Consider the following 26,661-nt stretch of genomic DNA (forward strand, 5'->3'; position numbering starts at 1 on the left):
CTCCCCGCTCCATGCTTGAAATCACCGTCTGGTGCCTGGTCATCACGGCCGTCTTCGCCTACATCAACCATCGCTTCATCGGCCTGCCCACCACCATCGGCGTGATGTCCGTGGCGCTGGCCATTTCCGGCGCGCTCATCGGCCTGGACTACCTGGGCTGGAGCGCGCCGCGTCGTTACCAGGCGGCCATGGTGGCCTCCATCGACTTCCCTGGCGTGCTGATGCGGGGCATGCTGGCGGTGCTGCTCTTTGCCGGCGGGCTGCAGTTCAAGCTGGGTGAGTTGCGCCGCTACCAGAAGCCCATCGTCGCGCTGACGGTGGTGGGCACGGTGCTCAGCGCGCTGCTGGTGGGCCTGGCGCTGTGGAAGCTGCTGCCCATGGTGGGCATCCGCCTGTCGCTGCCGTACTGCCTGGTGTTCGGCGCACTCATCTCGCCCACCGACGCGGTGGCCGTGGGCAGCATCCTGAAATCGGCCGGCGTGCCGCGCACCATGGAGGCCATCATCGCCGGCGAGTCGCTCTTCAACGACGCGGTGGGCGTGGTTCTGTTCGCCCTGGCCCTGTCGATGGTGAAGACCGGCGACTGGCCCACCGCCTCGGAGGCGCTGAGCCAGCTGGCCCGGGAAGGCGGCGGCGGCATCCTGATGGGGCTGTTGCTGGGCCATCTGCTCTACCGCATGCTCAAGGACGTGCAGAGCTACCAGGTGGAGGTGCTGCTGACCCTGGCCACGGTGATGGGCGGCTACGGCCTGGTGGAGGAACTGGACTTCTCCGGCCCGCTGGCCATGGTGGTGGTGGGCATGGTGGTGGGCACCCGCAGCCGCTCCGACCCGGCCTTCCCGGCCGAGACCCAGGACCACCTCTCGCGCTTCTGGCGCCTGGTGGACGGCATCCTCAACACCCTGCTGTTCGTGCTGATCGGCCTGGAGGTGATCCGGGTGCACTTCAGCGGCGGCATCCTGATCGCGGCGGCCCTGACGATCTTCATCACGCTGACGGCCCGCGGCCTGAGCGTGGCCATGCTGATGACGCTGCTGCGGCTGACGATGAGCCTGCCCTCGGGCACCTGGCGGGTGCTGACCTGGGCCGGGGTGCGCGGCGGCGTGTCGGTGGCCCTGGCCCTGTCCTTGCCGGCCGGGCACAGCCGCGAGGTCGTGCTGTCGCTGACCTACTGCGTGGTGGTCTTCTCGATCCTGGTGCAGGGCCTGACCGTGGGCCGCATCGCCCGCCGGGTCGGCGTGTCCGAGGCCCGGCCCCTGGAACTGCCTCAGCCCAGCCCGGTGGCCAGCCAGCGGCCCGCGCCGTAGGTCAGCGCCGCCGCCGCGGCGCCGATGGCCAGCTGCCGCAGCCCGCTGCGCCAGGCGCTGCCGCCGGTGAACAGCGTGATGCCCATGCCGATCAGCAACAGCCCCAGCCCGCTGGCGGCCACGCAGGCCTGCACGGCCTGCAAGCCCGAGAGCACCAGCAGCGGCAGGGCCGGCACCGCGGCGCCCAGCAGGAAGACGATGAAGGAGGTGCCGGCGGCAGCCCAGGGCGAGCCGCCCAGTTCGTCGGGGTTGATGCCCAGCTCCTCGCGCACCAGGGTGTCCAGCGCGCTGCCGTGCTGGGCCATCACCCGGTGCGAGATGGCCTGGGCCTCCTCCGCGCTGAAGCCCTTGGCCTGGTAGATCAGGGCCAGTTCCTCGCGTTCCTCCTCGGGCGCCTGTTCCAGTTCATCGGCCTCGGCGGCGATCTGTCGGGCGTACAGCTCGCGGGCGCTCTGCACCGAGATCCATTCGCCCATGGCCATGGAGCCGGCGCCGGCCAGGGCCCCCGCCAGCGCCGTGGTCAGCAAGGCAGAGCCCGAGAACTGCGCGCCCGCAGCCCCCATCAGCAGACAGAAGGTGGACACCAGCCCGTCGTTGGCGCCCAGCACGGCGGCCCGCAGGGCGTTGCCGTCGCTGGCGCCATGCCGGCCTTCCAGCTGCGCGTAGCGGCTGCCGTTCCAGCCGTGGCGGGCCCGACTGGACAGGTGGGCCAGCAGCCGGGCGTGCGAGCGTTCCTGGGCCGGCATGGTGGTGCTGCGCGTCTCGGCCTGGCCGTCATAGCTGCCGCGGTTGTCCGCTTCCTGGGACATGACGGTGGGCAGCACGGCATTGGCGCCCAGGCGCCGGGCCAGCCAGATCAGCACCCGGGCCCGCGTGCTGGTGCGGGGCTGCAGCGGGTGACCCAGCGCCTGCTCCAGCCGCCGCTGCCAGAACAGCGCATGGCCTTCCTCGGCCTGGGCCAGGCGCCGGTACAAGGCCGCCAGGTCGGCCTGCGGCTCGGCCGCCGCCATGGCGCGGTAGATGGCCGCGCTGTCGATCTCGCTCTGCCAGTTGCCGCGGTAGCGGGCCAGCACGGTCTTGGAGGGGGGCGACGCGGAGGGCATGAGAGGCTCGTTCGTTTACATTTGTGGCGATATAATTGAGCGGTGCACTCGGCTGTCTCAGCAGCAGCCAGGTGTCTCAGGAGTGACTGTTTCCGGGGCCCCGTGTGGGCTCCATTTTTTTGTCCCCCTCCGGCTCTCCGGCCGGCGCCTCTTTCCGAGGCCCTTGCGGCATCTGCTTCGCGGGCAGGCGCAGGAGTTGCACCTGGGCCAGGGCCCCGTACAACGGTCGGCTCAGGATGCGCGAGACCCCGCTGGCCACCAGGGCGCAGGCCATCAGGCTGAGCACCATGGCGTGGCCGTTGACCATCTCCATCACGATGATGAAGGCCGTCAGCGGCGCCTGCGTGGCGGCGGCCAGAAAGCCGGTCATGCCCAGGGCGATCAGCGCGGGGGCCTGGGGGTTGCCGGTGAGCAGGGCGATGTCGTTGCCCAGCGCGCCGCCGATGGCCAGCGAAGGGGCGAAGATGCCACCCGGCACGCCGGACCAGGCGGTCAGCCAGGTGGTCAGGAACATGAACAGCACATAGACGGCCGGGATGCCGGCTTCGCCCGCCAGCATGGCCTGCGAATGGCTGTAGCCGCTGCCGAAGGTGATGCCCTGGTTGCTCACACCGATCAGGGCGACCAGCAGGCCGCAGGCGCCGGCAAAGGCCACAGGCCGGGCCCGTCGCCAGCGGCTGAAGCGGTCATTATCCTGTCCGCTCAGCGAGCGGATCATCAGGTGCGAGAACAGTCCTCCCGCCAAGCCGCAGGCCAGGGCCAGCAGCAGGGCCGGCCACCACAGGTCCACGCGAAAGTCGTCCACCCGGATGATGCCGAAGTAGCTCTCGTTGCCCTGCAGCGAGACGCCCATCAGCCCGGCCAACACGATGGCCGAGATGATCAGGCCGCTGTTGCGCTGCTCGGGTCGGCGCGAGAGCTCCTCGATGGCGAACATCACGCCCGCCAGCGGGGTGTTGAAGGCCGCCGCGATGCCCGCCGCGCCACCCGCCACCAGCAGGCCATGCTCGGACACCAGGCTGCGCGGCGGCAGCCAGTGCCGCGCGCTGTGCATGATGCCGGCGCCCACCTGCACGGAAGGGCCTTCCCGGCCCAGGGACAGGCCGGCCAGCAGGCCCCAGGACGCCAGCAGGTACTTGCCCAGGGCCAGCTTCAGCGAGACATAGAGCCCTCGCTGTCCGCGTTCGACCTGCGGGTCCAGGGCCGCCATCACCTGCGGGATGCCTGAACCCGCCGCGCCGGGCACCCAGCGCCGGGTGACCCAGACGATGGCGGCTGCCGACAGCGGCGTCCAGACCAGCGGGCTCCACCAGACCGCCTGGCGCAGACTGAAGAACTGGGCCAGGGCCCATTCGGTGGTGCGTGCAAACCACACGATGCTCAGGCCGGTCAGCACCGCGTAGGCCAGCACCACCGCACGGCCGCGCCACAGGTCGAGCCGGCCCAGCTCCCGATGCAGAATCGCCAGCACGCGCAGGGACCCACGCATTTCAGGCGCAGCGGGCCTCCGGCCCGCCCTCCAGACAATCTATCATTCCGCGATGGTAAATCCTTGTACCAATGTTTCGGCCGATCTCGCTCTGCAGAGCGTGCCTGTGGCCACCGTGCTCGATGAACCTGCGGCGCGTGTGCTGCGCCGCTTCCGTCAGGTCTTCAATGCCGTCAAGACCCACTTCCAGCAGGTCGAGCGCCAGGTGGGCGTGGGTGGTGCCCAGGTGTGGGCGCTGAGCGTCATCCAGTCCCGGCCGGGCATCGGGGTGAACGAACTAGCCCAGGCCCTGGACATCCGCCAGTCCACCGCCAGCAACCTGGTGCGGGCCCTGGTGGACCGCGGCCTGGTGGCCACCACGCGGGCCGAACGCGACCGCCGCGCGGTGGAGCTGCGCCTGCTGGCGCCGGGGGCCGAGGTTCTGGCCCAGAGTCCGGGGCCCTTCAGTGGCGTGCTGCCGGTGGCCCTGGCTCAGCTCGACGAGGCCACCCTGGCCCGGATGGAAGCCGACCTCACCCGGCTCATCGGGCTGCTCGATGCGGACGAGGCGTCCGCCGGCCTTCCCCTGGCGTCGATGTGAGCGGACCGGTCAGATCCCGCAGCCGCGGGGGGCCGGCCTCGCGCTCCACCTTCTGGCGCAGCGTGGCCAGCCAGCCCAGCGAAAACAGCATCTCGGCCGCCACGAACAGCGGCGCGGCCAGCAGGTCGATCAGGTCCTGCACGATGCCGGGGGCGCGGCCCTCGTAATAGTGGCCGGCCAGGTGCAGCAGCCCGCCCGCCAGCAGGCTGCCCAGGCCCCAGCCCAGCCAGGTGGCGTGGCCGGCCTGCCCCAGCGGGGTGGCCATCAGCACCAGGACCGCGTGCATCAACCCCACCAGCAGGCCCAGTCCGGGCAGCCCGCGGCTGAGGTACCAGGGCGTGCTCAGCGCCCACAACAGCACGGCCGGCGTCAGCACCCAGCGCAGGCCGGCCCAGTCGGCCGCGGCCAACGGGGGGCGAGAGCACAGCACCGCCAGGCCGAAGACCATCAGCGGGATGCCCACCAGGTGGGTGTGGATGTTGCGACGGTCGCGGTGGAAGCGGGCGTATTCCACCAGCAGTTCGTCGGCGGGACGAAAGAGCGTGGCCACGGCGGTCTCCGGTTGCTTGCCATCCATCATGCCCCAGTGCGGGCGGCGCTTCTAGAATCAAGCCCTTCCGAGGAAACCCGATGAGCATCAAGAGCGACAAGTGGATCCGCCGCATGGCGGAGCAGCACGGCATGATCGAGCCGTTCGAGCCCGGCCAGGTCCGCCATTCCCCCGACGGCCAGAAGATCGTCAGCTACGGCACCTCGAGCTATGGCTACGACATCCGCTGCGCGCGCGAATTCAAGGTGTTCACCAACATCCACTCCACCGTGGTGGACCCGAAGAACTTCGACGAGAAGAGCTTCGTGGACGTGGAAGGCGATGTCTGCATCATCCCGCCCAACAGCTTCGCGCTGGCCCGCACGGTCGAGTACTTCCGCATTCCGCGCAATGTGCTGACCATCTGCCTGGGCAAGAGCACCTACGCGCGCTGCGGCATCATCGTCAACGTCACCCCCTTCGAGCCCGAATGGGAAGGCTACGTGACGCTGGAGTTCTCCAACACCACGCCGCTGCCGGCGAAGATCTACGCCGGCGAGGGCTGCGCCCAGGTGCTGTTCTTCGAGAGCGACGAGGTCTGCGAGACCAGCTACAAGGACCGCGGCGGCAAGTACCAGGGCCAGCACGGCGTCACCCTGCCCAAGACCTGAGCGGATTCAGAACAGGGCAGGTTTGGGCCGCTTCATCGCGGCTTCGGGTGCTTGACAGCGGGCGCACCATCCCAGGCAACCGGATCACCCCGGAGCCCAGGAGCGCCCATGCACACGCACATCTCTTCCGACGCCATTGAAACCACCGCCGTGCCGGCCTGGCTGGCCGAGGTGATGGCCCGCCCGCCGGTCAACCCGGCACCGCGGCTGCGCCGCACCGCACCGCTGGCCACCGACCTGGACATGGGGGCCTTGCTGCGCTTCAAGTCGCTGATGGCACAGGAGCGCCAACCGGTGCAGGTGGCCCGTATGTGCTTTGACCGCGAGTACGCCTACGAGCGCATCGCCACGGCCCATGCCAGCGCGCACGATCCGCTGCGCCGCCTGGCGCTGGAACTGTTCCAAGCCTACCACGTCCGCGATCTGCTGGCGGCCGCGGTGGCGGCGGGCAACTGAGCTCGCCATGCGGGCCGCGCGCTCCAAGGCCCTGATCCGGGCCTGGCTGGACTTTTTGCCACCGCCCCAGCGGCCGGTGGCCGAACGGGTGCGCCAACTCGTTCTGGAGGCCGTGCCGGCGCTGGAGGAATCGATCCGCTGGGGCCATCTGGTGCTGGCGCTGGACGGCGGCCGACCGCTGCTGGCGCTGGCCACCCACAAGACCGGACTGCATCTGCGTCCCCTGGGGCGCAGCGAGGGCGCTGACATGGGGGAGCCCGCCGAGCGCGGCCTGCGCCTGCGTCACAACGAACCTCTGCCCGAGGCCGATATCCTGGCCCTGGTGCGCACTTGTGCGCAGGACCAGGCCAGTGCTGTCGCCTCGCCACCACCCCGACAGCCTTGACGCCCTGCGCGCCGACGGCATCGACCGGGCGCGGGACGACAATCGCTCCGAAGCGCCACGGCCATCGTCCGTGGCCGGGGAGACGACACCATGCGCTGGCAAGGCAACCGGGAAAGCGACAACGTGGAAGATCGCCGCGAGGACGGCGGCATGGGCGGCAGCTCGGGGGGCGGCATGCTGCCCATTGGCGGTCGCGGCCTGAGCCTGGGCGGCATCGTGCTGGCCTTGGTGGTCGGCTGGGTCTTCGGCATCAACCCGCTGACGGTGCTGGGGCTTCTCAACGGCGGCGGGCTGCCGCAGAGCGCGCCAGTGGCCACCCAGCCGGCCGGCCAGCGCGGCGCGCCACAGGACGAGGAGGCCCGCTTCGTCACCACCATCCTGGCCAGCACCGAGGACGTCTGGACCGAGCAGTTCGCCCAGGCCGGCAAGACCTACGAGAAACCCACGCTGGTGCTGTTCCGCGGTGCCACCCGCACCGCCTGCGGGGCCGGCGAGGCAGCGATGGGGCCGTTCTACTGTCCGGGTGACCGCAAGGTCTACATCGACCTGTCCTTCTACGACACCCTGCGCCAGCAGCTGGGCGCGCCGGGCGATTTCGCCCAGGCTTATGTGATCGCCCACGAGGTGGGCCACCATGTGCAGAACCTGCTGGGCATCACCGGCAAGGTGGACGCCCTGCGGGCCCGTCAGAGCGAAGCCCAGGCCAATGCCACCTCGGTGCGGGTGGAGCTGCAGGCCGACTGCCTGGCCGGCGTCTGGGCCCAGCATGCAGAGGCCCAGCGGCACTGGCTGGACCAGGGCGATGTGGAGGAGGCGCTCAACGCCGCCTCGCGCATCGGCGACGACGCGCTGCAGCGCGCGGCCCAGGGCCGCGTGGTGCCCGAGAGCTTCACCCACGGCAGCAGCCGGCAGCGGGTGGCCTGGTTCCAGCGCGGGCTGGCCCAGGGCCGCATCAGCGACTGCGACACCTTCTCGGCGCGCAGCCTCTGAACGGCGCGGGGGCGGGCCCCGCTCAGGCTCCGGCGGGCAGGGTGCCGGGCAGCAGGATGTCCTTGCCGACCTGGTCGAGCCGGGTGTGGCCGCAGAAGGCCATGGTCAGGTCCAGCTCGCGGTGGAGGATCTCCAGCACCTTGGTCACGCCGGCCTCGCCCAGGGCGCCCAGGCCGTAGAGGAAGGGGCGGCCGATCATGGTGCCGCGTGCGCCCAGGGCCCAGGCCTTGAGCACATCCTGGCCGGAGCGGATGCCGCCGTCCATCCACACCTCGATGCGGTCACCCACCGCATCCACGATGGGCGGCAGGGCCGAGATGCTGGAGGGCGCGCCATCGAGCTGGCGGCCGCCGTGGTTGGAGACGATCAGCGCATCGGCCCCGGAATCGGCGGCCAGCCTGGCGTCTTCCACGTCCATGATGCCCTTGATGATCAGCTTGCCGCCCCAAAGGCTCTTGATCCACTGCACATCGTCCCAGGACAGGCAGGGGTCGAACTGCTTGGCCGTCCATTCGGACAGCGAGCCCATGTTCTCCACGCCGCTGACGTGGCCGACGATGTTGCCGAACTGGCGGCGCTTGGTGCCCAGCATGCCCAGGCACCAGCGCGGCTTGGTGGCCAGGTTGATCAGGTTGGCCAGGGTGGGCTTGGGCGGGGCCGACAGACCGTTCTTCAGGTCCTTGTGGCGCTGGCCGAGGATCTGCAGGTCGGCGGTGAGCACCAGGGCCGAGCAGCGCGCGGCCTTGGCCCGCTCGATCAGGCGCTCGATGAAGCCGCGGTCCTTCATCACGTAAAGCTGGAACCAGAAGGGCTGGCTCGTGTGGGAGGCCACGTCCTCGATCGAGCAGATGCTCATGGTCGACAAGGTGAAGGGCACACCGAAGGCCTCGGCCGCGCGCGCCGCCAGGATCTCACCGTCGGCATGCTGCATGCCGGTCAGGCCGGTGGGCGCCAGGGCCACCGGCATGGCCACATCCTGGCCGATCATGGTGGTGGCGGTGCTGCGGTGGTCCATGTCCACCAACACGCGCTGGCGCAGCTTGATCTTCTGGAAGTCGCTCTCGTTGGCCCGGTAGGTGCCCTCGGTCCAAGAGCCCGAATCGGCGTAGTCGTAGAACATGCGGGGCACGCGACGCTGGGCCAGCACGCGCAGGTCTTCGATGTGGGTGATCACGCTCATCGGCTTGTCTCGGGTCTTCTTGGGGGAGACGGGATGCTAGATCCGCCTCGGCGGGCCTTGGCGGAAATTTCGTCCGTCCCAGCCGGAAAGTCGGTCCTCAGCTGCCACCGGTGATCAGGGCCAGACCGTCCGCGGCGGCCCGTTCACAGGCTTCGCGCAGCCAGGCGGCGCCAGCCTGCTGGGCGGGCTGCTCCCCATGGGGCAGCAGCCAGTAGGCGCTGGAGGCCATCAACCAAGGCGTGGCCCCTGCACCCAGCACCGGCCGCAGCCGGCCGGCCCGCAGGGCGGCGCGGGCCAGGCTGGGACGGGACAGCACCACGCCCTGGCCGCACAGGGCGGCCTCCAGCCGCATGCCCAGGTCGAACAGCCGGGGGCCCTGCTCGGGCTCGGGCCAGTCCAGCCCCACCGCCCGGAACCAGGGGGTCCAGGGCTCCAGCGGGTTGCGCAGCAGGGGCAGGCGGGCCAGGTCGCCGGGCTGGCGCAGGGGGCCGTCGGGCAGCAGGGCGGGGCTGGCCAGGGGGATCAGCACGTCCTGCATCAGCGGGCGCTCGTCGGTGCGCAGGGCCTGGCCGTGGCGCACGTCCAGGTCGGCATCGCTGCCGCCCTGGTCCAGAAAGGGCACGGACAGCACCAGTTCCAGCTCGATGTCCGGATGCTGCTCGGCGAAGGCGGGCAGGGCGGGTACCAGCACCTCGCGCGCCAGCGTGGGCGGCGCGCTCAGCCGCAGCCGCTGGCCCCGCTGGGCGCCGCGCTGGTGCTGGGGCACGCGGGCCAGCTGTTCCAGGGCCGGCCAGATGGCGGCCAGGTATTCGCGTCCGCTGGCGCTGAGCTGCAGCGGCTTGCTGCCGCGCTGGAACAGGGTCAGGCCGAGCTGCTCTTCCAGCGTGGCCACCCGCTTGCCCACCGCGCTGGCGGTGATGTGCAGCGCCTCGGCCGCGCGCTCGTAGCTGCCCAGGCGGGCGGCGGCCTCGAAGGCGCGCAGCGCGTCGAGAGAGGGCAGGCGCAGCGCATCGTCCGATGGGGACGGGGGAGGCAGGGAGGGAGAGGGCGGCAGCGCCATGGCCGCCGCACTGTAGCGCACCGCGCCGGGCCTGGCGCGGGGGGCGGCGCGCTCAGGCGCTGGCGTGGTCCGGTGCGCAGTGGTCGCTGCCGCAGCCGGAGATCGGTGCCGCGTCCGCCGCCTGCGGCTTCTGGCACAGGCCGGTCTCGGGGTCGAAGCCGGCCACCTGCAGGTGGACCGCCAGCGACGAATCCATCGACTGCGCGTGCATGCTGAACCAGGCGGCCAGCTCGGGGATGATGCGCTGCAGGGGGCCGAAGTCCTGGTGGTCGCGGGCCAGACGGGCCACTTCCTGCATGATGGCCAGCACCTGGTCGTGCTGGCGGCTGTGGCAGTTGTCCTTGGCGAAGCCGGTGGCCAGCATCCAGCGGTCTTCCTGCCCGAAGTGGCCGATGGTGTGCTCGACCAGGGCGTCCCAGGCGGCCAGCCCCTCGGCCTCGGAACGGGCCAGGGCGGCCTGGGCGGCATTGAGCAGCTCGACGAACTCCTCGTGGGTGGCGTCCATCTGCGGGTGTTGCAGCACGAGTTCTTCGGACCAGGCGAGTGCGGACATGGGTGGGCGGCTCGGGGTAAAAGCGTGATTTTCGCCGCTGACCGGGGGGCGGGCCAAGCCGGGCCGTGCGGAACTGGGCCAAACTTGCGCTGGCTCAAGCCTCGGTCTGAGCCGTCCGCCCGAACCGCCTGTCGCGCCTGCCCCGCATTCTTGACGCCATGAACGAGTTGCCCGCCTTCACCGTCAGCCCTCCGCGCCCCTGGTGGCAGCGGGCCCTGTGGCTGGGCGCCGGTGGGCTGGCGCTGCTGCTGGGCATCGTCGGCATCTTCCTGCCGCTGCTGCCCACCACGCCCTTCGTGCTGCTGGCCGCCTTCTGCTTCTCGCGGGGCAGCGCGCGCTGGGAGGCCTGGCTGGTGAACCACCCGCGCTGGGGACCGATGGTGCGCGACTGGCGCACCCACCGCGCGGTGCCGCTGCGGGCCAAGCAGTTGGCCACCGGGATGATGGCGGTCAGCTGCACCGCCGCCTGGTTCGCCATTCCGTCGGCCTGGCGGGTCATGCCCGCGCTGTGCTGTGCGGTGGTGGCCACCTGGCTGTGGCGTTTGCCCACCCGGCAGCCGGCGTCGGCCCCGGCGGCTTCAGCGCCCGGCAAGGCCGCCGACTGAACCCCTGGCGCCGCCCGGGGCCGGCGGGTCGAACTCCTCGAACAGGTCGCGCTCGGCGGCCATCGGCGGCAAGCCGCCCTGGCCGGTGGTCAGCACGTTGGCGGGTTGGGGCACCAGCGCGCGGTTGGGGCGAGCGCTCCGCTTGACCGACGGTGCCAGCGGCGCGTCGGCCCGTTGCAGGTTGGCCACCCGCACGCCCAGCAGGCGCAGGCGCCGCCGCAGGTCCACCCGCTTCAGGCACAGGCCGGCGGCGTGGCGGATCTCGGCGGCGTCGGCCGTGGGCTGGGGCAGGGTGAGGTCGCGGGTGACGGTCTTGAAATCCTCGTAGCGCAGCTTGATGCCCACGGTGCGACCGGTGTAACCCTTGCGGTGCAGGTCCTCGGCCACCCGCACGCAGAGCTCGGTGAACAGGGTGGAGAGCCGGGCCTTGTCCCGCACCGCGTGCAGGTCGTGCTCGAAGGTGGTTTCGCGGCTGATCGACACCGGCTCGCTTTCGGTCACCAGCGGGCGCTCGTCGCGCCCCCAGGCGGCGGCGTGCAGCCAGGCACCGTAGCTGCGGCCGAAGCGCTCGATCAGCCAGAGCGGTTCGCAGCGGGAGAGTTCACCGATGGTGTTCACCCCCAGCGCGGCCAGCTTGGCGCTGGCCTTGGGGCCGATGCCGTTGACCCGGCGCACCGGCAGCGGCCAGATGCGGGTGGGCAGGTCGTCCATGGTCAGCACGGTCAGGCCGTCGGGCTTGTCCAGCTCGGAGGCGATCTTGGACAGCAGCTTGTTGGGCGTGACGCCGATCGAGCAACTCAGCCCGGTGGCGCGCTGCACATTGTTCTTGATCTCCCGGGCCAGGGCCCGCACCCCGCCCAGCGGGTCGTGGCCGACCGGATCCTGGGCGCCGGGCACCTGGGTCAGGTCGATGTAGATCTCGTCGATGCCGCGGTCCTCGATCACCGGGGCCAGCTCGGCCACGGCGGCCTTGAAGGCGCGCGAACAGCGGCGGTAGAGATCGAAGTCGGTGGGCAGCAGCACCGCATCCGGCGCCCGGGCGGCGGCCTTCATCAGGCCCATGGCCGAGTGAATGCCCAGGGCCCGCGCCTCGTAGGTGGCGGTGGTGATGACGCCGCGGCCGACGTAGTCGCCCAGCCGGGCATAGCGGCGGCTGCCGTCGGGCAGGGCCTCGGGCTGGTGGCGCCGGCCCCCGCCGATGACCACCGGCCGGCCGCGCAGCTCGGGGTAGCGCAGCAACTCGCAGGAGGCATAGAAGGCATCCATGTCGAGGTGGGCGATCAGGCGGCGCGGCGGCGACATACTGGATGGATTATCAGTCTTTGGGCCGGCATCGCCAATCGAAACCCGATGTGAAACCGGGTGTCAGGGAAGTCCCTTCTCATTGAATGTGCAAATTGCACAGTTATAGTGGCGGCACCGCTGGGTTCAGCCCGCGGCCCCCAGATGCCAAAGGAGTACTTCATGCGCACATCGCTTTCCGACTTCACCTTCCCCGGGGGGCTGACCCGCCGCCTGGGCCTCGTGACCCTGTTCAGCGCCGCCGTGCTGGCCGCCTGCGGCGGTGGTGGCGGCTCGTCCACCAGCACCACCGGCACCACGGCCGGCAGCGCGGCCTACACCAGCGGCGCCATCAGCGGCTTCGGTTCGGTGATCGTCAACGGCGTGCGCTTCGACACCAGCAGCGTGACCGTGGAAGACGACGATGGCGCCCGCCACGCGGCCGATGACCTGCGCCTGGGCGACAGCGTCGAGATCGAGAGCGGCCCGATCGACAGCAGCACCCAGACGGCGGTGGCCACCGTCATCCGCTACGGCAGCGAGATCAAGGGACCACTGACCGCGGTGGATGTCAGCGGCAGCCGCTTCACCCTGCTGGGCCAGACGGTGGAGGTGAGCAGCACGACGGTCTATGACAGCACCCTGAGCGGCGGTCTCGCCAGCCTGTCCACCGTGGTGGGCAGCGTGCTGGAGGTGCACGCCCAGTACGATGCGGCGCGCCAGGTTTATGTGGCCAGCCGCGTGGACCTGGAGAGCAGCGTGGACAGCTACAAGCTGCGCGGCCCCATCCTGGCGCTGGACACCACGGCCCACACCTTCCAGATGGGGACGGCCACCATCAGCTACGCCAGCCTGAACCCCCAACCCACCAGCCTGGCCGTGAACCAGTGGGTGCGTGTCAAGCTGGCCACCACCCCGGCCGCCGACGGCAGCTGGACGGCACTGTCGCTCAAGACGAATGAGCGCAAGCTGTCCGAGGACCATGCCGAAGCGGAGGTCAAGGGCAGCATCACCGCCTGGACCTCGGTCACCAGCTTCAGCGTGAACGACATCCCGGTGGACGCCAGTGGCGCCAGCTTCCCGGATGGGCAGAGCGGCGTGGTGCTGGGGGCCCAGGTCGAGATCAAGGGCAGCGTGGTCAACGGCGTGCTGGTGGCCACCTCCGTCCACCTGGAGGACGGGGCCGAGCACGGGCAGGGCGAGGACTATGAGCTGCACGGCAGCCTCTCGGCCCTGGACACCACGGCCAAGACCTTCGTGTTGCGCGGCGTGACCGTCAGCTACGCCAACGTCAGCCAGTGGGTCGGCCTGACCGAGGCGCAACTGGCCACCGTGGCCAAGATCGAGGTGAAGGGCAGCTTGTCCACAGACGGGACGACGCTGGTGGCCTCGCTCATCAAGGTGGACGACTGAGAAAGGCACAGACCTCCCTGCGCAGGGAGGTCTGTGTTTAAATGGGATTCATGCACATTCAATGGTTCTCCTCACGGCGATGAGCACGCCCACGGTTCCTCCTGAGCACACGGCCCTGCTTGGTGCCGTGCAGGCGGTCCTACGGCCACTGGCGGAGCTGCTGGTGGCCCGGGGCCTGCCCTATGCGCAGGCCGAGGAGCGTCTCAAGGCCGCCTATGTGCAGGCGGCACGCGACGCCGCTTTGCGTGCCACGCCAGAGGCCTTGCCGCACCGCCTTGTCAGTCGCCTGTCGACCGCCACGGGCATCAACCGCCGTGAAGTGGGTCGGCTGCTGGCCGAGCCCGACGCATCGTCCGGCTTGCGCCCCTCGATGGCCCTGCGCGTGTTTGAGCGCTGGCGCACGGACCCGGACTACCTCAACGGCCGGGGGCAGCCGCAAATCCTGCGGCGTCAGGGCGTGGCGCCCAGTTTCGAGGCGCTTGCAGCCCAGGTTTCCCGCGATGTCCATCCGCGCAGCGTGCTGGATGACATGGTTCGCCTGAAGCTGGTGGAGTGGGAAGCCGATGCAGACACGGTGACACTTCGCCAGTCGGCCTTTGTGCCCGATGCAGACACGGCCAAGCTCATGGCCTACTTGGGCGCCAACGTGGGCGACCATCTGTCGGCTGCGGTGGAGAACGTCGGCGGCCTTCAACCCAGGCACTTTGAGCAGGCGATCTGGGCGGATGGTTTGACCCTGGACCTCGCCCGGGAACTGCGGGCCATCATTGAGGCCCAGTGGAAGCTGCTCTCCCAGGCGCTGGTGCCGGAGATCCAGCGCCGGATTGATGGGATCGAGGCGGCAGGCCTGACGCCTGACGCCCGTGTGCGGGTCGGGGTGTACATGTATTCGCAGCAAGACGATGGGCGGCCTGCTGCACAAGATCAGGAGGGGAAGCCCCATGCGTGAATTCCTTGGGCGGCGCTGGTTGAAATTCCAGGGCCTGGCATGGCTCACGGCCGCAGCATTGCTGGTGTCCTGTGGTGGTGGCGTTGAAAGCGGTGGGACGGGCATGAGCGCCGGCTACAGCAGCGGCGCCATCACCGGCTTCGGCTCGATCGTGGTCAACGGGGTGCACTTCGACGAGAGCACGGCCCGCATCCACGATGCGGATGGCAACACCCTCAGCCGCGACGAGCTGCGTCTGGGCATGACGGTGGAGATCCAGAGCGGCGCCATCGACAGCACCGCGCTGACCGCCACCGCGCAGGACGTCAATGTCATCAGCGACCTGCTCGGGCCGGTCTCTGCGGTGGACCTCACGGCCAGCACCATGACCGTGCTGGGGCAGACGGTGCGCATCACCGCGTCCACGCTGTTCGACAGCAGCCTGGCGGGCGGCCTGTCCGCCATTTCGCTGGGACAGAAGGTGGAGGTCTACGCCATCTTCGATCCGGTCAACACGGTTTATGCGGCACGGCTGGTGCTGCCCCGCAGCAACCCCGACCACTACACCTTGCGCGGCGTGGTGTCGGGCTGGAACAGCGCCCAGCGCCAGTTCCAGATGGGGCCGGCCACGCTGACCTACGCGGCCGATGCCGTGCCGGCCGGCCTGGCCAATGGCGCCACGCTGCGCCTGCGCCTGTCGACCCAGGCCGATGGCAGCGGCCGCTGGGTGGTGACCACCGCCCAGCCCGCCACCTACCTGCCCGGCGACGGCACGGAGGCCGAGATCGAGGCGGTGGTGTCCAGCTACACCAGCCTGTCGAACTTCGTTGTGGCTGGCGTGACGGTGGACGCCTCGGCCGCGCAACTCAACGCCAACGGCCTCACCCTGGCCGCCGGTGTGCGGGTGGAGGTGGAGGGCCGCATGCAGGGCACGGTGCTCAAGGCCACCAAGCTGGAGCTCAAGGGCAGCGAGGCCAGCGTGGGTGGCGATGACAGCGGCAGCGGGCAGGAGTTCGAGCTGAGCGGCCTGATCAGTGGCCTGGACACGACGGCCCAGACCTTCGTGATCCGGACCCAGACGGTGTCCTACGCCCAGGCCAGCTTCGAGAACGGCACGGCCGCGAACCTGGCCAACGGCCTGAAGGTCGAGGTCAAGGGCGTGCGCTCGTCGGACGGCACGCTGGTGACCGCCAGCGAGGTGAAGTTCGACAACTGAGGAGGCCCGCCCTCCAGATGAGACAAAGGGGCGCCTGCGGCGCCCCTTTGTCTTTGGATCGGCGGCGGAGGGGCCGCCGGAGTCTCAGCCCAGCCGGGCCTGGTGCCGGGCGATCTGGGTGCGGACCTGGGCTGGCGCGGTGCCGCCCAGCACATTGCGGGCGTTGAGCGAGCCACGCAGCGTCAGCACCTCGAACACGTCCTCGCCGATGCTGGCGTGGAAGCCCTGCAGCGTGGCCAGCGGCAGCTCGGCCAGGTCCCGGCCCTGCTTCAGGCCTTCCTTGACGGCATGGGCCACCACCTCGTGGGCATCGCGGAAGGGCAGGCCCTTCTTGACCAGGTAGTCGGCCAGGTCGGTGGCGGTGGCGTAGCCGCGCAGCGCGGCAGCCTCCATGGCCTCGGCCTTGACGGTCAGGCCGGCGCCGCGGCTGCCATCGGCCGCCACCTCGCCACCGATCATCTCGGCCATGATGCGCAGCGTGTCCTTGACCGTGTCCACGGTGTCGAACAGCGGCTCCTTGTCTTCCTGGTTGTCCTTGTTGTAGGCCAGGGGCTGGCCCTTCATCAGGGTGATCAGGCCCATCAGGTGGCCCACCACCCGGCCGCCCTTGCCGCGGGCCAGTTCGGCCACGTCGGGGTTGCGCTTCTGCGGCATGATCGACGAGCCGGTGCAGTAGCGGTCGCTGAGGTTGATGAAGCCGAAGTTCTGGCTCATCCAGATCACGATCTCCTCGGCCAGGCGCGAGACGTGGATCATCACCAGCGAGGCGAAGGCGGTGAACTCGATGGTGAAGTCGCGGTCGCTCACCGCGTCCAGGCTGTTCTGGCAGACGGCCTCGAAGCCCAGGGTGCGGGCCACGCGCTCGCGGTCCAGCGGGTAGCTGGTGCCAGCCAGCGCCGCGGCGCCCAGTGGCAGGCGGTTCACGCGCTTGCGCAGGTCGGCCAGGCGCTCGGCATCGCGCGCGAACATCTCCACATAGGCCAGCAGGTGGTGGGCAAAGCTCACCGGCTGCGCCACCTGCATGTGGGTGAAGCCGGGCATCACGGTCTCGGTGTTCTTCTCGGCCACGGCCACCAGGGCGCGCTGCATGTCGTCGAGCAGGGTGGCGATCTGGTCGATCTCGCCGCGCAACCACAGGCGCACGTCGGTGGCCACCTGGTCGTTGCGGCTGCGGCCGGTGTGCAGGCGCTTGCCGGCGTCACCCACCAGGGTGGTCAGGCGGGCCTCGATGTTCAGGTGCACGTCCTCCAGTTCGCTCTTCCATTCGAAGGCGCCGGACTCGATCTCGCTGCGGATCTGGGTCATGCCGCGCTGGATGTCGGCCAGGTCCTGGGCGCTGATGATGCCCTGGGCGGCCAGCATGTCGGCATGGGCCAGGCTGCCCTCGATATCGGCGGCCCACAGGCGCTTGTCGAAGAACACGCTGGCGGTGTAGCGCTTGACCAGCTCGCTCATCGGCTCGGAAAAGAGTGCGGACCAGGCCTGGGATTTCTTGTCGAGTTGGTTGGTGCTCATGGGGGCTCGCGGAAGGGCTGGGCGGGGAACCCGGCATTTTAGGCCGCTGCCTTGCCGGCAGGCCCGGGCCCCGGCCAGAATCGATGCTGTGAGCACCCCCAGCGATTCCAGCCACACCACCCTGTTCGACGACCTGAAGCTGGCTGCCCAGCTGCCGGGCGCTCCCAGCGCGGCCGGCGCGCTGCCCGGTTGCAGCAGCGGCATGGTGTTGCGTGCGCTGTGGCTGGTGCATGCGGTGCTGGGCTCGGGCCTGCTGTTCGTCAGCCGCGGCCTGACGCACTGGGTGTCGCTGCTCAGCCAGGCGGCCACGGTCGCGGTGCCGGCCACGTTGGGCTGGCTGGTGACGGTCTGCGCCGCGCGCCCGCTGATGGCCCGCCTGCCGGGCTGGGGCCAGGCGGTGGGGGTGTCGGCCATCGGCGGGGTGGCGGCCCTGCTGGCCTGGGTGCCCATGAACCGCCTGGGCCTGTCCGGCGACCTGGACACGACCTGGCTGGCGCCCTTCATGACGGGGGGCCTGCTGGCCTGGCTGCTGCTGCTGTCAGAGCGATGGCGTTACCGGGCCCGGCTGCCGGCGGCCACCGCGGCCCGGCTGGCCGATCTGCAGACCCGCATCCGGCCGCACTTCCTGTTCAACACCCTGAACACCGCCATCGCGCTGGTGCAGGTGGACCCGCGCCGGGCCGAGGAGGTGCTGGAGGACCTGGCCGAGCTGTTCCGGGCCGCCCTGGGTGCCATGGACGAGGCCACGACGCTGAAGGACGAGGTGGCGCTCAGCCGCCGCTACCTGGACATCGAGCAGCTGCGCTTTGGCAGCCGCTTGCGCCTGACCTGGGACCTGGACCCGCAGGCCGACGACGCCCGCCTGCCGCCGCTGGTGCTGCAGCCGCTGATCGAGAACGCGGTGCGCCACGGCGTGGAACCCAGCGACCGGGGCGGACAGATCGAGATCCGCACCCGGCGCCGCCGCGACCGCGTGCTGATCTCGGTGACCAACACGGTGCCGCTGGATGCGGCCCGGCGCCCTGGCCATGGCATCGGCCTGGCCAGCGTGCGCGAACGGCTGCGCCTGATGCACGACCTGGACTGCGACTTCCGCAGCGGCCTGATCGAGGACGGGCGCTGGCGGGTGTCCCTGGGGGTCCCGGTGTGAGCCGGCCTGCAGCAGAGAGGGTGTGATGGACAACAACGACAGCCTGCGCTTGATGATCGTCGACGATGAGCCCTTGGCGCGGATGCGGCTGCGGGGCCTGCTGGCCGATCTGGCGCTGCCGGTGAACGTGGCGGGCGAGGCCGGCAGTGCGGCCGAGGCCCTGCACCTGCTCAGCCGCGCGCCGGTGGATGCCGTCCTGCTGGACATCCACATGCCCGGCAGCGATGGCCTGGCCCTGGCCCGGCGCCTGCGGCAGTGCGATCCGGCGCCGGCGGTGGTCTTCGTCACCGCCCATGCCGAGCATGCGCTGCAGGCCTTCGAGATCGACGCGGTGGACTACCTCACCAAGCCGGTGCGGCGGGCCCGGCTGGAGGAGGCCCTGGGGCGCGTGCTGCAGCGCCTGGGGCGTGGGGTGCGGCCGGTTCCGGTGGCAGCGCCCCCGGCGACGGAGGTGCCGGTGCTGGTGGTGAGCGACCGGGGCCGGGTGCTGCGGGTGCCGGTGCCGGATGTGGTCTACCTCAAGGCCGAGCAGAAGTACGTGACCCTGCGGACCTGCGAGCACAGCTATGTGCTGGACGATGCGCTGTCCGACCTGGAGGAACGTCTGGGGGCGGCGGTGGTGCGCATCCACCGCAATGCCCTGGTGGCGCGGGCCGCCGTGCGGGCCCTGGAGCGCCGCACGGGCCTGGGCAGCGAGGGCGGGGCGGAGGAGGGGGGCGAGACCTGGGCGGTGCGCCTGGCCCCGCACGGGGAGTGGCTGGCCGTCTCGCGACGCCAGCTGCCTGCGGTGCGCGAGGCCCTCGCCAGCGAGGGCCTCTGAGCGGGGGGGGGCGAAGAGCCGGTGGATCAGTAGCCCAGCGAGCGGGCGATCTCCAGGGTCTGCGCGCCCAGGATGCCGTCGGTGTAGAACTGCTTCCAGCGCACCGCGGCCTCGGGGTTGATGGCGTTGTGCAGGTGGAACTTCAGGTCGCCGCTCATCTTCGAGGCGTTGTCCACGCCGTCGGTCATGCGCTGATCCATCTCCTCGTAGGGGTTGATCATCGCGTCCTCGTAGGGGATCTTGGCGAAGTCGCAGATCTGGCGGATCGAAGCTTCGGGGCTGCAGACGATGTCCTCGTAGCGCAGGGTCAGCCAGCGCTCCTTGGGCACCTGCTTGGCGAATTCCAGCGTGTTGAGCTGGGCGGTCAGCCAGGTCAGCTCGGCCAGTTCGCGGGCGCCGAAGCTGCTTTCCTGCACCATGGGCATCAGGCGCTGCAGCTTGGATTCCTCGTAGGAGCGGATCATGCCGCAGGGGTGACGCAGCAGGTGGATGAACAGCGAGTTCTCGAAGTCCACCTCGATGCGCTTGAGGATGTCCACGTCGATCACGTAGGAGGGCGTCTTGTCCACCAGCAGCTTCTCGCCCTTGAGCGGCTCCTGCAGCAGGCGGTAGAACGCCTTGGTGCTCATGTTCTCCTGCTCGCAGCGGGACACGAAGGCGCGGGCCTGGTCGGCCTCCCAGCCGTGCAGCTGCATCAGGGCGCGCACCGTGCCGTCCAGCAGGTGCTCGGTGTGCTCGCCCGACAGGGCCTTGAGGCGGTCGCCCATGGTGGCGTAGGGCAGCAGGTGCAGCTCGGGCGGGCCGAACAGCTTGGAGCTGCCCGCCAGGATCACGCGCAGCAGCGTGGAGCCCGAGCGCGGCGGCGACAGCACGAACAGGGCCGGCGGGTTCTTGGGCTTGTCATCCCCGCTCAGGGTGCGACGGGCGATGCTGGCGCGGAAGCGGGCCAGCTTCTCAGGGGTGACGCGTTCGCTGTCGGGCACGCTGGTGACCACCGTGGCCGGGGTCGCGGCCTTGACCGGCGCGGCGGCCGCGGGCGCCGGAGCCGGAGCGGCGCCATTGAGGCGACCGGCCACGAAGGTGGCAATCTGGCGCACGCTCAGGTCATCCACGTAGGCGCCGTTCTGCATCAGCAGGTCCTGGAAGCCCAGTTTCTGCTTGTAGGCGCCTTCGATGGCCACCACCAGCTGGATGAAATCGATGGAGGCGAAGCCGATGTCGCCGATCATCGTCGTGGCCGGACCGACACCCCCGTCGAGGTCGACGTCCCAATCCTCCGTCAACTCCTCGACGATCTCGATGATCTTCGGCTCGACGGTCTCGACCGTGTGCGTCATGCTGCCTGTTCCCTCAAACTGTTTATCGCGTCAGAAAAACCTTGTGTGCGCCGATCATACGAGGGGAACATGTCAGTGACAGTCCCTAGGACGCATCGCGTGACCGGTGGATTGGGGGCACACAAGGCTTGACAGCTGGGGGTAATTGCTGCACCTGCACATGACGTCTGCGGCCCTCAGCCGCTGTTGCGCAAGCCGGCGGCGATGCCGTTGATGGACAGGTGGATGCCGCGCTGCAGGCGCTCGTTGGCCGGGTCACCCTCGCGCCGGTTGCGGTAGCGGCGCATCAGCTCGACCTGCAGGTGGTTGAGCGGATCCAGGTAGGGGAAGCGGTGGGCGATGGAGCGGGCCAGGCTGGGCGCGCTTTCCAGCCGGCGGGTTTCGCCGGTGATCCAGCCCAGGGCGGCCTCGGTGCGCTCCCATTCGGCGCGGATGGCGGAGAACAGGCGCTTGCCCAGGCGCTTGTCCGGCACCAGTTCGGTGTAGCGGGCGGCCAGGCCCAGGTCGCTCTTGGCCAGCACCATGTCCATGTTGGACAGCAGGGTGCGGAAGAAGGGCCATTGCTTGTGCATGCGCTGCAGCAGGGCCAGGCGGGCATCGCGCTGGGCCGGATCGGCTTCCAGGAAGTCCTGCACCGCCGAGCCGAAACCGCACCAGCCGGGCAGGGCCACGCGGCACTGGCCCCAGGAGAAGCCCCAGGGGATGGCACGCAGGTCCTCGATGGCCCGGGTGGCCTTGCGCGAGGCCGGGCGGGAGCCGATGTTGAGCTCGGCGATCTCGCGGATCGGCGTGGACTCGAAGAAGTAGTCCGTGAAGCCCGGGGTCTCGTAGACCAGCTTGCGGTAGGCCGCCATGCTGGCCTCGCTCAGGGCGTCGGCCGTCTCCAGGAAGGACTTGGGCGGGGCCTTGGTGGGGCTCAGCAGCGTGGCTTCCAGCGTGGCCGCCACCAGGGTCTCCAGGTTGCGTCGGCCGATGCCCGGGTTGGCGTACTTGGAGGCGATCACCTCGCCCTGTTCGGTCAGACGGATCTGCCCGCGCACGGTGCCCGGGGGCTGGGCCAGGATGGCCTGGTAGCTGGGGCCGCCGCCGCGGCCGACCGTGCCGCCGCGGCCATGGAACAGGCGCAGGCGGATGCCGTGGGCGGCCTGCAGCTCATCGAACAGGGCCACCAGGCCGATCTCGGCGCGATAGAGCTCCCAGTTGCTGGTGAAGGGGCCGCCGTCCTTGTTGCTGTCCGAGTAGCCCAGCATGATGTCCTGCTCTCCACCACTGCGCTGGAGCATGGCGGCCACGCCGGGCAGGGCATAGAACTCGCGCATGATGCGCACCGCATGGCGCAGGTCGGCGATGGTCTCGAACAGCGGCGAGACGATGAGGTCGACCGAGGCGTCCTCCTGCAGCAGGCCGTGCAGCAGGCCGGCCTCCTTCTGCAGCACCAGCACCTCCAGCAGGTCGGACACATCCTCGGTGTGCGAGATGATGTAGTGGCGGATGGCATCGCGGCCGTAGCGGCGGCGGCCCTCGGCGGCGGCATCGAAGATGGCGAGTTCGGAAACGGTGCGCTCCGAGTAGTCGGCGCCCCGCACCCTCAGGCTGCGGGCGTCGTTGAGCACCGTCATCAGCAGGGTGCGGCGGGCTTGCTCGTCCAGGCCGCTGTAGTCGGGCTCGACGCGGGCTGTGCGCAGCAGTTCGGCCACCACGGCCTCGTGCTGGTCCGAGCTCTGGCGCAGGTCCACCGTGGCCAGGTGGAAGCCGAAGACCTGGACCGCGCGCATCAGCGGCGCCAGGCGGGGCTCGGCCAGCACCTCGGCATGGTGGCGGCGCAGCGATTCGTCGATCACCTGCAGGTCGGCCAGGAAGTCTTCGGCCTTCTCGTAGGGTTGCTGGGGGGCGACCGCATGGCGCAGGGCCTCGGTGCCGGTCAGCTCCTGCAGCGTGGCGGCTAGGCGGGCGTACATGCCGGTCAGGGCGCGGCGGTAGGGTTCGTCCTCGCGGTGCGGGTTGTGGTCGGGGGACCGGTCGGCCAGGGCCTGCATCTGCGGGGTGACCGGGGCCAGCATCTGCGACATCGACAGCTCGCTGCCCAGGGCGTGCACCTCGGTCAGGTAGTGACGCAGGGCGGTTTCGCACTGGCGCGACAGGGCCAGCTGCAGGGTGGGCGCGGTCACGTTGGGATTGCCGTCGCGGTCACCGCCGATCCAGTTGCCCATGCGGAAGAAGGTGCCGACCTCGTGTCCCGACAGGGCCTGCTCCACGACCTGGTACAGGCGCGGCACCTCGCGCAGGAAGGTGGCCTGATAGTAGCTGAGCGCGTTCTCGATCTCGTCGGCCACGGTCAGCTTGGTGTAGCGCAGCATGCGCGTCTGCCAAAGCTGGGTCACGCGGGCGCGGATCTGACGCTCGTTGGCCTCGCGGTCGGCGGCGGTGCGCAGGTGGTCGCGCACGCCGATCAGCTCGGCGATGGCGCGCTCGGCATCCAGGATGCTCTTGCGCTGAACTTCCGTCGGGTGGGCGGTCAGCACCGGCGAGATGTAGGCCTGCGACAGCGCGGCGGCGATGTCGGCCGCGCGGTGGTCGGCCTGGGCCAGCTTGTCGAAACAGTGCGCGAGCGAACCGGCCTGGTGCTCGCCCAGGGCCTCGTGGTGCTCGCGGCGGCGCAGGTGGTGGCGGTCCTCGGCCAGGTTGGCCAGGTGGGAGAAGTAGCTGAAGGCGCGGATCACGCTGACCGTTTGGTCGGCGGTGAGGTTCTTCAGCAGCCGGTCCAGCGCACGGCCGGCCTGGGCGTCGTTCTTCAGCCGATAGGCCACCGAGAGCTGGCGCACCCGCTCGACCAGTTCGTAGGCCCCCGTGCCGTCCTGCTCGCGGATCACGTCGCCCAGGATGCGGCCCAGCAGCCGGATGTCCTCCACCAGCGGGCGATCCTTGTCCGGATCCTCTGCGGGGCGGTTGACCCTCGTCGCCCGGGCATTCGGGCGGGCAGGGCGGCGGGCGGGCTGAGCAGCGGGCATGAAAGGTCCTTCTAAAGCGTCAAGGCGTCCGTGGGCGGACGCGATGCTAGCAGTGCGGCGCAGCCATAATCCCGGGCCATGCAATCCAACGCTTCCATCGCCACCCCCGTTGTCATCGCCACCCGGGAGAGCCGCCTGGCGCTGTGGCAGGCCGAGCATGTGCGCGACCGGCTTCAGCAAGAGCTGGGCCTGCCCACCGAGCTGCTGGGCATGACCACCCGGGGCGACCAGATCCTGGACCGCAGCCTGTCCAAGGTGGGCGGCAAGGGCCTGTTTGTCAAGGAACTGGAGGTGGCCATGGAAGCCGGCCAGGCCCAGATGGCGGTCCATTCGCTCAAGGATGTGCCGATGGAGCTGCCCGAGGGCTTCGCGCTGGTGGCCATCCTGGAGCGCGAGGACCCGCGCGATGCCTTCGTCTCGAACCGCTATGCCAGCCTGGCCGAACTGCCGCAGGGGGCCTGCGTGGGCACTTCCAGCCTGCGCCGCGTGGTGCAGCTCAAGGCCCTGCGGCCCGACCTGCGCATCGAGCCGCTGCGCGGCAACCTGGACACCCGGCTGCGCAAGCTCGACGAAGGCGGCTACGACGCCATCGTGCTGGCGGCCGCGGGCCTGAAGCGCCTGGGCCTGGGCGCGCGCATCCGCGCCACCTTTGCCGCCGAGGACATGATCCCCGCCGCGGGGCAGGGGGCGCTGGGCCTGGAGATCCGGGCCGACGCCGGGCCGCTGGGCCAGGCGGTGGCCACCTTGTCCCACCAGCCCACCTGGCTGGCCACACACGCCGAACGGGCCGTGTCCCGTGCCCTGGGCGGCAGCTGCAGCGTGCCGCTGGCGGCCCATGCGGTGTGGCTGGACGATGGCCGCATGCAGTTGGACGTGGCCCTGGGCCATGCGGCGCAGCCGGCGCAGCCGCTGCTCAAGGCCCGCCTGTCGGCCTCGGTGGCCACCACCGAGGCCGCCGAGGCCCTGGGCCGCGAGGCCGCCGAGCGGCTGGTGGCGGCAGGCGGTGCCGCCTACCTCGCGGCGCAGCCGGTCTGAGCCATGACCCTGCCGGCGCGCGTGCTGGTGACCCGGCCGCAGCCGCAGGCCGATGGTTGGGTGCGGCAGTTGCGCGCCGCCGGCTTGCCGGCGGTTGCGTTGCCCCTGATCGAGATCGGCCCGGCCCCGGATCCGTCGGCGGTGCAGGCCATGGTCGACGGCCTGCAGCCCGGCATGCTGGTGATGTTCGTCAGCCCGAATGCGGTGAGCCGGTTCGGGGCCTGCCTGCCCGCGGGTTGGGCCTGGCCAGACGGCGTGCGCGCCGCCTGCACGGGCCCCGGCACCGTGGCCGCCCTGCATGTCCTGGGTGTGCCGCCCGAGGCGGTGGTGGCGCCGGCGCCGGGTGCGGTGCTGGAGTCCGAGTCCCTCTGGGAGCGCCTGCGTGCCGAGGATTGGCGCGGCCGTCGGGTGTGGATCGTGCGGGGCGACGGGGGGCGCGACTGGCTGGCCTCGACGCTGCGCCAGGCCGGTGCCGACGTGGGCTTCCTGCAGGCCTATCAGAGGCGGGCACCGGCGTGGACGCCCGAACAGAGGGCGCTGGCCACCGCGGCGCTGGCCGATCCCGAGGGCAGCTGCTGGCTGCTCAGCAGTTCGGAAGCCATTGACCACCTGCTCACCCTGTTGCCGCGGGGTCGCTGGGAGAGGGCCTGGGCCCTCGCGTCTCACGAACGCATCGCGGCCCGGGCCCGGCAGGCCGGCTTCGGGCGTGTGGAGAATGTGGCCGCCGGCGTCGAGGCGGTGGCGCAGGCCCTGAAGGGCTGAAGGTGGCGCGAGGACGGGGCGGAGGCCTTGTCCCTCGATTCAGGGGGGATGGTCCCCCGGGGTGTGGCGGGGGCGCCGCAGCGCCGCAGGCCGGGAAGTCCGGTCGATACAATCGACAGTCAACGTGAGCACCACCGACAACACCCCATCCGCAGCCGCTCCGGCCGCTGCCGAGTCCTCTGTGGCGCCAGTCGCGGCCATGGGGGCGTCTTCCGTGTCACCCGCCGAAGGGCGCGGCAACTGGGTGCCCTGGGCCCTGGGGGGCATGGCCCTCCTGAGCCTGGGCGCCCTGGGCTTGGCCTGGTCCACGCACGAGCGCCTTCAGGTGCTGGAGTCCGAGCTGGTGCGCCGCCAGCAGGTGAGTCAGGACGAATCGGCCGAGGCGCGCATGCTCTCGCGCCAGGCCCATGACATTGCCACGCAATCCGAGGCCAAGCTGGCCCTGCTGGAAGCCAAGGTGGCCGAGACGGCCCTGCAGCGTTCGCAGGTGGAGGATCTGATCTCTTCCATGTCCCGCTCGCGGGACGAGAACGTGCTGTCCGATGTGGAGGCCGGGCTGCGGGTGGCCCAGCAGCAGGCGGCCATCACGGGCAGCGTCGAGCCCATGATGGCCGTGCTCAAGCAGACCGATGAGCGGCTGGCGCGCTACAACCAGCCCCGGCTGGAACGCGTGCGCCGTGCCGTGGCACGCGACATGGACCGCCTGCGCAGCGTGGCCGTGGCGGATGTGCCTGCCCTGTCGATCCGTCTGGACGAAGCCACCCGTCAGGTGGACGATCTGCCGCTGACGTCCTCGCCGAAGCGGCGCGAGGTCGCTGCACCCGCGCCGGTGCGGGCCGCCGCGCCGGACAAGGCCGCATCGCGGACGCAAGAGGATCAGGCGCCGGTCAACCTGCCGGAGATGGCTTGGTGGGGCGTGCTGCGGGACCAGTGGAAGGTGTTTGCCAGCCAAGCCTGGGTGGAGATCAGATCCCTGGTGCGCGTGACCTCCATCGATCATCCGGAGGCGGCACTGGTGGCGCCCGAGCAGGCCTTCTTCCTGCGTGAGAACCTGAAGTTGCACCTGCTCAACGCCCGCCTGGCGCTGCTGTCACGTCAGTTCGACCAGGCCCAGGGCGACATCGCCCAGGCCCAGCAGATACTGACGCGCTACTTCGATGCCAGCTCGCAGCGCGTCAAGGCCGTGCAGGAGCAACTCAAGCAGGTGGCGGGCCAGAGCCGGCAGGCCACGCTGCCGCGACCGGACGACACCCTGGCGGCACTGACCGCCGCGGCCGCCGGCCGCTGA

At 70.4% G+C, this 26,661-nt stretch carries 25 protein-coding genes; 15 read left to right on the top strand and 10 right to left on the bottom strand.

What is annotated here, in order from left to right:
• The first annotated feature begins 11 nt into the window (after positions 1–11).
• On the top strand, positions 12–1,307 hold the full coding sequence (locus LRM40_RS06835; protein WP_151124304.1) for a cation:proton antiporter: 1,296 nt from the start codon (positions 12–14) through the stop codon (positions 1,305–1,307).
• Here the strand turns inward: LRM40_RS06835 and LRM40_RS06840 are convergent.
• Both LRM40_RS06840 and LRM40_RS06845 read right to left on the bottom strand, forming a co-directional pair.
• Positions 1,268–2,410, bottom strand: a complete 1,143-nt coding sequence (locus LRM40_RS06840) for a VIT1/CCC1 transporter family protein (protein ID WP_151124303.1) — start codon at positions 2,408–2,410, stop codon at positions 1,268–1,270. The genes LRM40_RS06835 and LRM40_RS06840 overlap by 40 nt on opposite strands.
• Positions 2,411–2,486: 76 nt before the next feature.
• Positions 2,487–3,899 carry a chloride channel protein gene (locus tag LRM40_RS06845; RefSeq protein ID WP_151124302.1) on the bottom strand — a complete coding sequence of 471 codons (1,413 nt, stop codon included), beginning with the start codon at positions 3,897–3,899 and terminating at the stop codon, positions 2,487–2,489.
• A gap of 100 nt (positions 3,900–3,999) precedes the next feature.
• Here LRM40_RS06845 and LRM40_RS06850 point away from each other — a divergent pair, with 100 nt between their 5' ends.
• Entirely contained in the window at positions 4,000–4,479 is a 480-nt protein-coding gene (locus tag LRM40_RS06850; protein WP_231067768.1) for a MarR family winged helix-turn-helix transcriptional regulator, read from the top strand.
• Here the strand turns inward: LRM40_RS06850 and LRM40_RS06855 are convergent.
• Entirely contained in the window at positions 4,421–5,029 is a 609-nt protein-coding gene (locus LRM40_RS06855) for an Mpo1-like protein (RefSeq protein WP_151124300.1), read from the bottom strand. The two genes, LRM40_RS06850 and LRM40_RS06855, sit on opposite strands and share 59 nt — an antisense overlap.
• A gap of 80 nt (positions 5,030–5,109) precedes the next feature.
• Here LRM40_RS06855 and dcd point away from each other — a divergent pair, with 80 nt between their 5' ends.
• From dcd to ypfJ, 4 genes are all read left to right on the top strand, one after another.
• Positions 5,110–5,679 carry a dCTP deaminase gene (gene dcd, locus LRM40_RS06860; RefSeq protein WP_151124299.1) on the top strand — a complete coding sequence of 190 codons (570 nt, stop codon included), beginning with the start codon at positions 5,110–5,112 and terminating at the stop codon, positions 5,677–5,679.
• A 108-nt stretch (positions 5,680–5,787) separates the two neighbouring features.
• A complete protein-coding gene (locus LRM40_RS06865) occupies positions 5,788–6,135 on the top strand; it encodes a hypothetical protein (protein ID WP_151124298.1) in 348 nt (115 codons plus the stop codon).
• Positions 6,136–6,142: 7 nt separating this feature from the next.
• Entirely contained in the window at positions 6,143–6,520 is a 378-nt protein-coding gene (locus LRM40_RS06870; RefSeq protein WP_170288876.1) for a DUF1801 domain-containing protein, read from the top strand.
• A gap of 90 nt (positions 6,521–6,610) precedes the next feature.
• A complete protein-coding gene (ypfJ, locus tag LRM40_RS06875; protein WP_151124296.1) occupies positions 6,611–7,510 on the top strand; it encodes a KPN_02809 family neutral zinc metallopeptidase in 900 nt (299 codons plus the stop codon).
• A 22-nt stretch (positions 7,511–7,532) separates the two neighbouring features.
• Here ypfJ and LRM40_RS06880 read toward each other — a convergent pair whose 3' ends face one another.
• From LRM40_RS06880 to LRM40_RS06890, 3 genes are all read right to left on the bottom strand, one after another.
• Positions 7,533–8,690 carry an alpha-hydroxy acid oxidase gene (locus tag LRM40_RS06880; protein WP_151124295.1) on the bottom strand — a complete coding sequence of 386 codons (1,158 nt, stop codon included), beginning with the start codon at positions 8,688–8,690 and terminating at the stop codon, positions 7,533–7,535.
• Positions 8,691–8,787: 97 nt separating this feature from the next.
• Complete coding sequence (locus LRM40_RS06885; RefSeq protein WP_151124310.1) at positions 8,788–9,750, bottom strand: LysR substrate-binding domain-containing protein; 963 nt, start codon at positions 9,748–9,750, stop codon at positions 8,788–8,790.
• A 52-nt stretch (positions 9,751–9,802) separates the two neighbouring features.
• Complete coding sequence (locus LRM40_RS06890) at positions 9,803–10,303, bottom strand: hemerythrin domain-containing protein (RefSeq protein ID WP_151124294.1); 501 nt, start codon at positions 10,301–10,303, stop codon at positions 9,803–9,805.
• 158 nt (positions 10,304–10,461) lie between these two features.
• Between LRM40_RS06890 and LRM40_RS06895 the strand changes: the two genes are divergently transcribed.
• The gene (locus tag LRM40_RS06895) at positions 10,462–10,908 is read left to right on the top strand and encodes a YbaN family protein (RefSeq protein WP_170288875.1); all 447 of its coding nucleotides are present in this window, start codon (positions 10,462–10,464) and stop codon (positions 10,906–10,908) included.
• Here the strand turns inward: LRM40_RS06895 and dinB are convergent.
• Positions 10,882–12,210, bottom strand: coding sequence for a DNA polymerase IV (dinB, locus tag LRM40_RS06900; RefSeq protein ID WP_151124293.1), 1,329 nt, complete (start codon positions 12,208–12,210; stop codon positions 10,882–10,884). The genes LRM40_RS06895 and dinB overlap by 27 nt on opposite strands.
• Before the next feature lie 162 nt (positions 12,211–12,372).
• Between dinB and LRM40_RS06905 the strand changes: the two genes are divergently transcribed.
• The 3 genes from LRM40_RS06905 (at position 12,373) to LRM40_RS06915 (ending at position 15,746) form a co-directional block, all read left to right on the top strand.
• Positions 12,373–13,602, top strand: coding sequence for a DUF5666 domain-containing protein (locus tag LRM40_RS06905; protein WP_151124292.1), 1,230 nt, complete (start codon positions 12,373–12,375; stop codon positions 13,600–13,602).
• 79 nt (positions 13,603–13,681) lie between these two features.
• Entirely contained in the window at positions 13,682–14,551 is an 870-nt protein-coding gene (locus LRM40_RS06910) for a DUF6502 family protein (protein ID WP_151124291.1), read from the top strand.
• A complete protein-coding gene (locus tag LRM40_RS06915; RefSeq protein WP_151124290.1) occupies positions 14,544–15,746 on the top strand; it encodes a DUF5666 domain-containing protein in 1,203 nt (400 codons plus the stop codon). Before LRM40_RS06910 ends, LRM40_RS06915 begins: the two co-directional genes overlap by 8 nt.
• An 84-nt stretch (positions 15,747–15,830) precedes the next feature.
• Here the strand turns inward: LRM40_RS06915 and argH are convergent, their stop codons facing one another.
• Complete coding sequence (gene argH / locus LRM40_RS06920) at positions 15,831–17,261, bottom strand: argininosuccinate lyase (RefSeq protein WP_151124289.1); 1,431 nt, start codon at positions 17,259–17,261, stop codon at positions 15,831–15,833.
• An 88-nt stretch (positions 17,262–17,349) separates the two neighbouring features.
• Here argH and LRM40_RS06925 point away from each other — a divergent pair, with 88 nt between their 5' ends.
• Positions 17,350–18,411: a sensor histidine kinase gene (locus tag LRM40_RS06925; protein ID WP_231067770.1), complete on the top strand. Its 1,062-nt coding sequence runs from the start codon at positions 17,350–17,352 to the stop codon at positions 18,409–18,411.
• 25 nt (positions 18,412–18,436) lie between these two features.
• Positions 18,437–19,231, top strand: coding sequence for a LytR/AlgR family response regulator transcription factor (locus LRM40_RS06930; RefSeq protein ID WP_151124287.1), 795 nt, complete (start codon positions 18,437–18,439; stop codon positions 19,229–19,231).
• 26 nt (positions 19,232–19,257) lie between these two features.
• On the opposite strand, the gene LRM40_RS06935 is transcribed toward LRM40_RS06930, so the two are convergent.
• Positions 19,258–20,568 (bottom strand): sulfotransferase, encoded by a 1,311-nt coding sequence (locus LRM40_RS06935; RefSeq protein ID WP_170288874.1) that lies wholly within the window; start codon positions 20,566–20,568, stop codon positions 19,258–19,260.
• 176 nt (positions 20,569–20,744) lie between these two features.
• Positions 20,745–23,576, bottom strand: a complete 2,832-nt coding sequence (gene ppc / locus LRM40_RS06940; protein ID WP_151124286.1) for a phosphoenolpyruvate carboxylase — start codon at positions 23,574–23,576, stop codon at positions 20,745–20,747.
• A 78-nt stretch (positions 23,577–23,654) separates the two neighbouring features.
• On the opposite strand from ppc, the gene hemC reads away from it, so the two are divergent.
• From hemC to LRM40_RS06955, 3 genes are all read left to right on the top strand, one after another.
• Positions 23,655–24,611 (top strand): hydroxymethylbilane synthase, encoded by a 957-nt coding sequence (hemC, locus tag LRM40_RS06945; RefSeq protein WP_151124285.1) that lies wholly within the window; start codon positions 23,655–23,657, stop codon positions 24,609–24,611.
• A gap of 3 nt (positions 24,612–24,614) precedes the next feature.
• Entirely contained in the window at positions 24,615–25,373 is a 759-nt protein-coding gene (locus LRM40_RS06950) for a uroporphyrinogen-III synthase (RefSeq protein ID WP_231067771.1), read from the top strand.
• A gap of 124 nt (positions 25,374–25,497) precedes the next feature.
• Positions 25,498–26,661, top strand: coding sequence for a uroporphyrinogen-III C-methyltransferase (locus tag LRM40_RS06955; protein WP_231067772.1), 1,164 nt, complete (start codon positions 25,498–25,500; stop codon positions 26,659–26,661).

Source organism: Ideonella dechloratans, assembly GCF_021049305.1.
GTDB lineage: Bacteria > Pseudomonadota > Gammaproteobacteria > Burkholderiales > Burkholderiaceae_C > Ideonella > Ideonella dechloratans.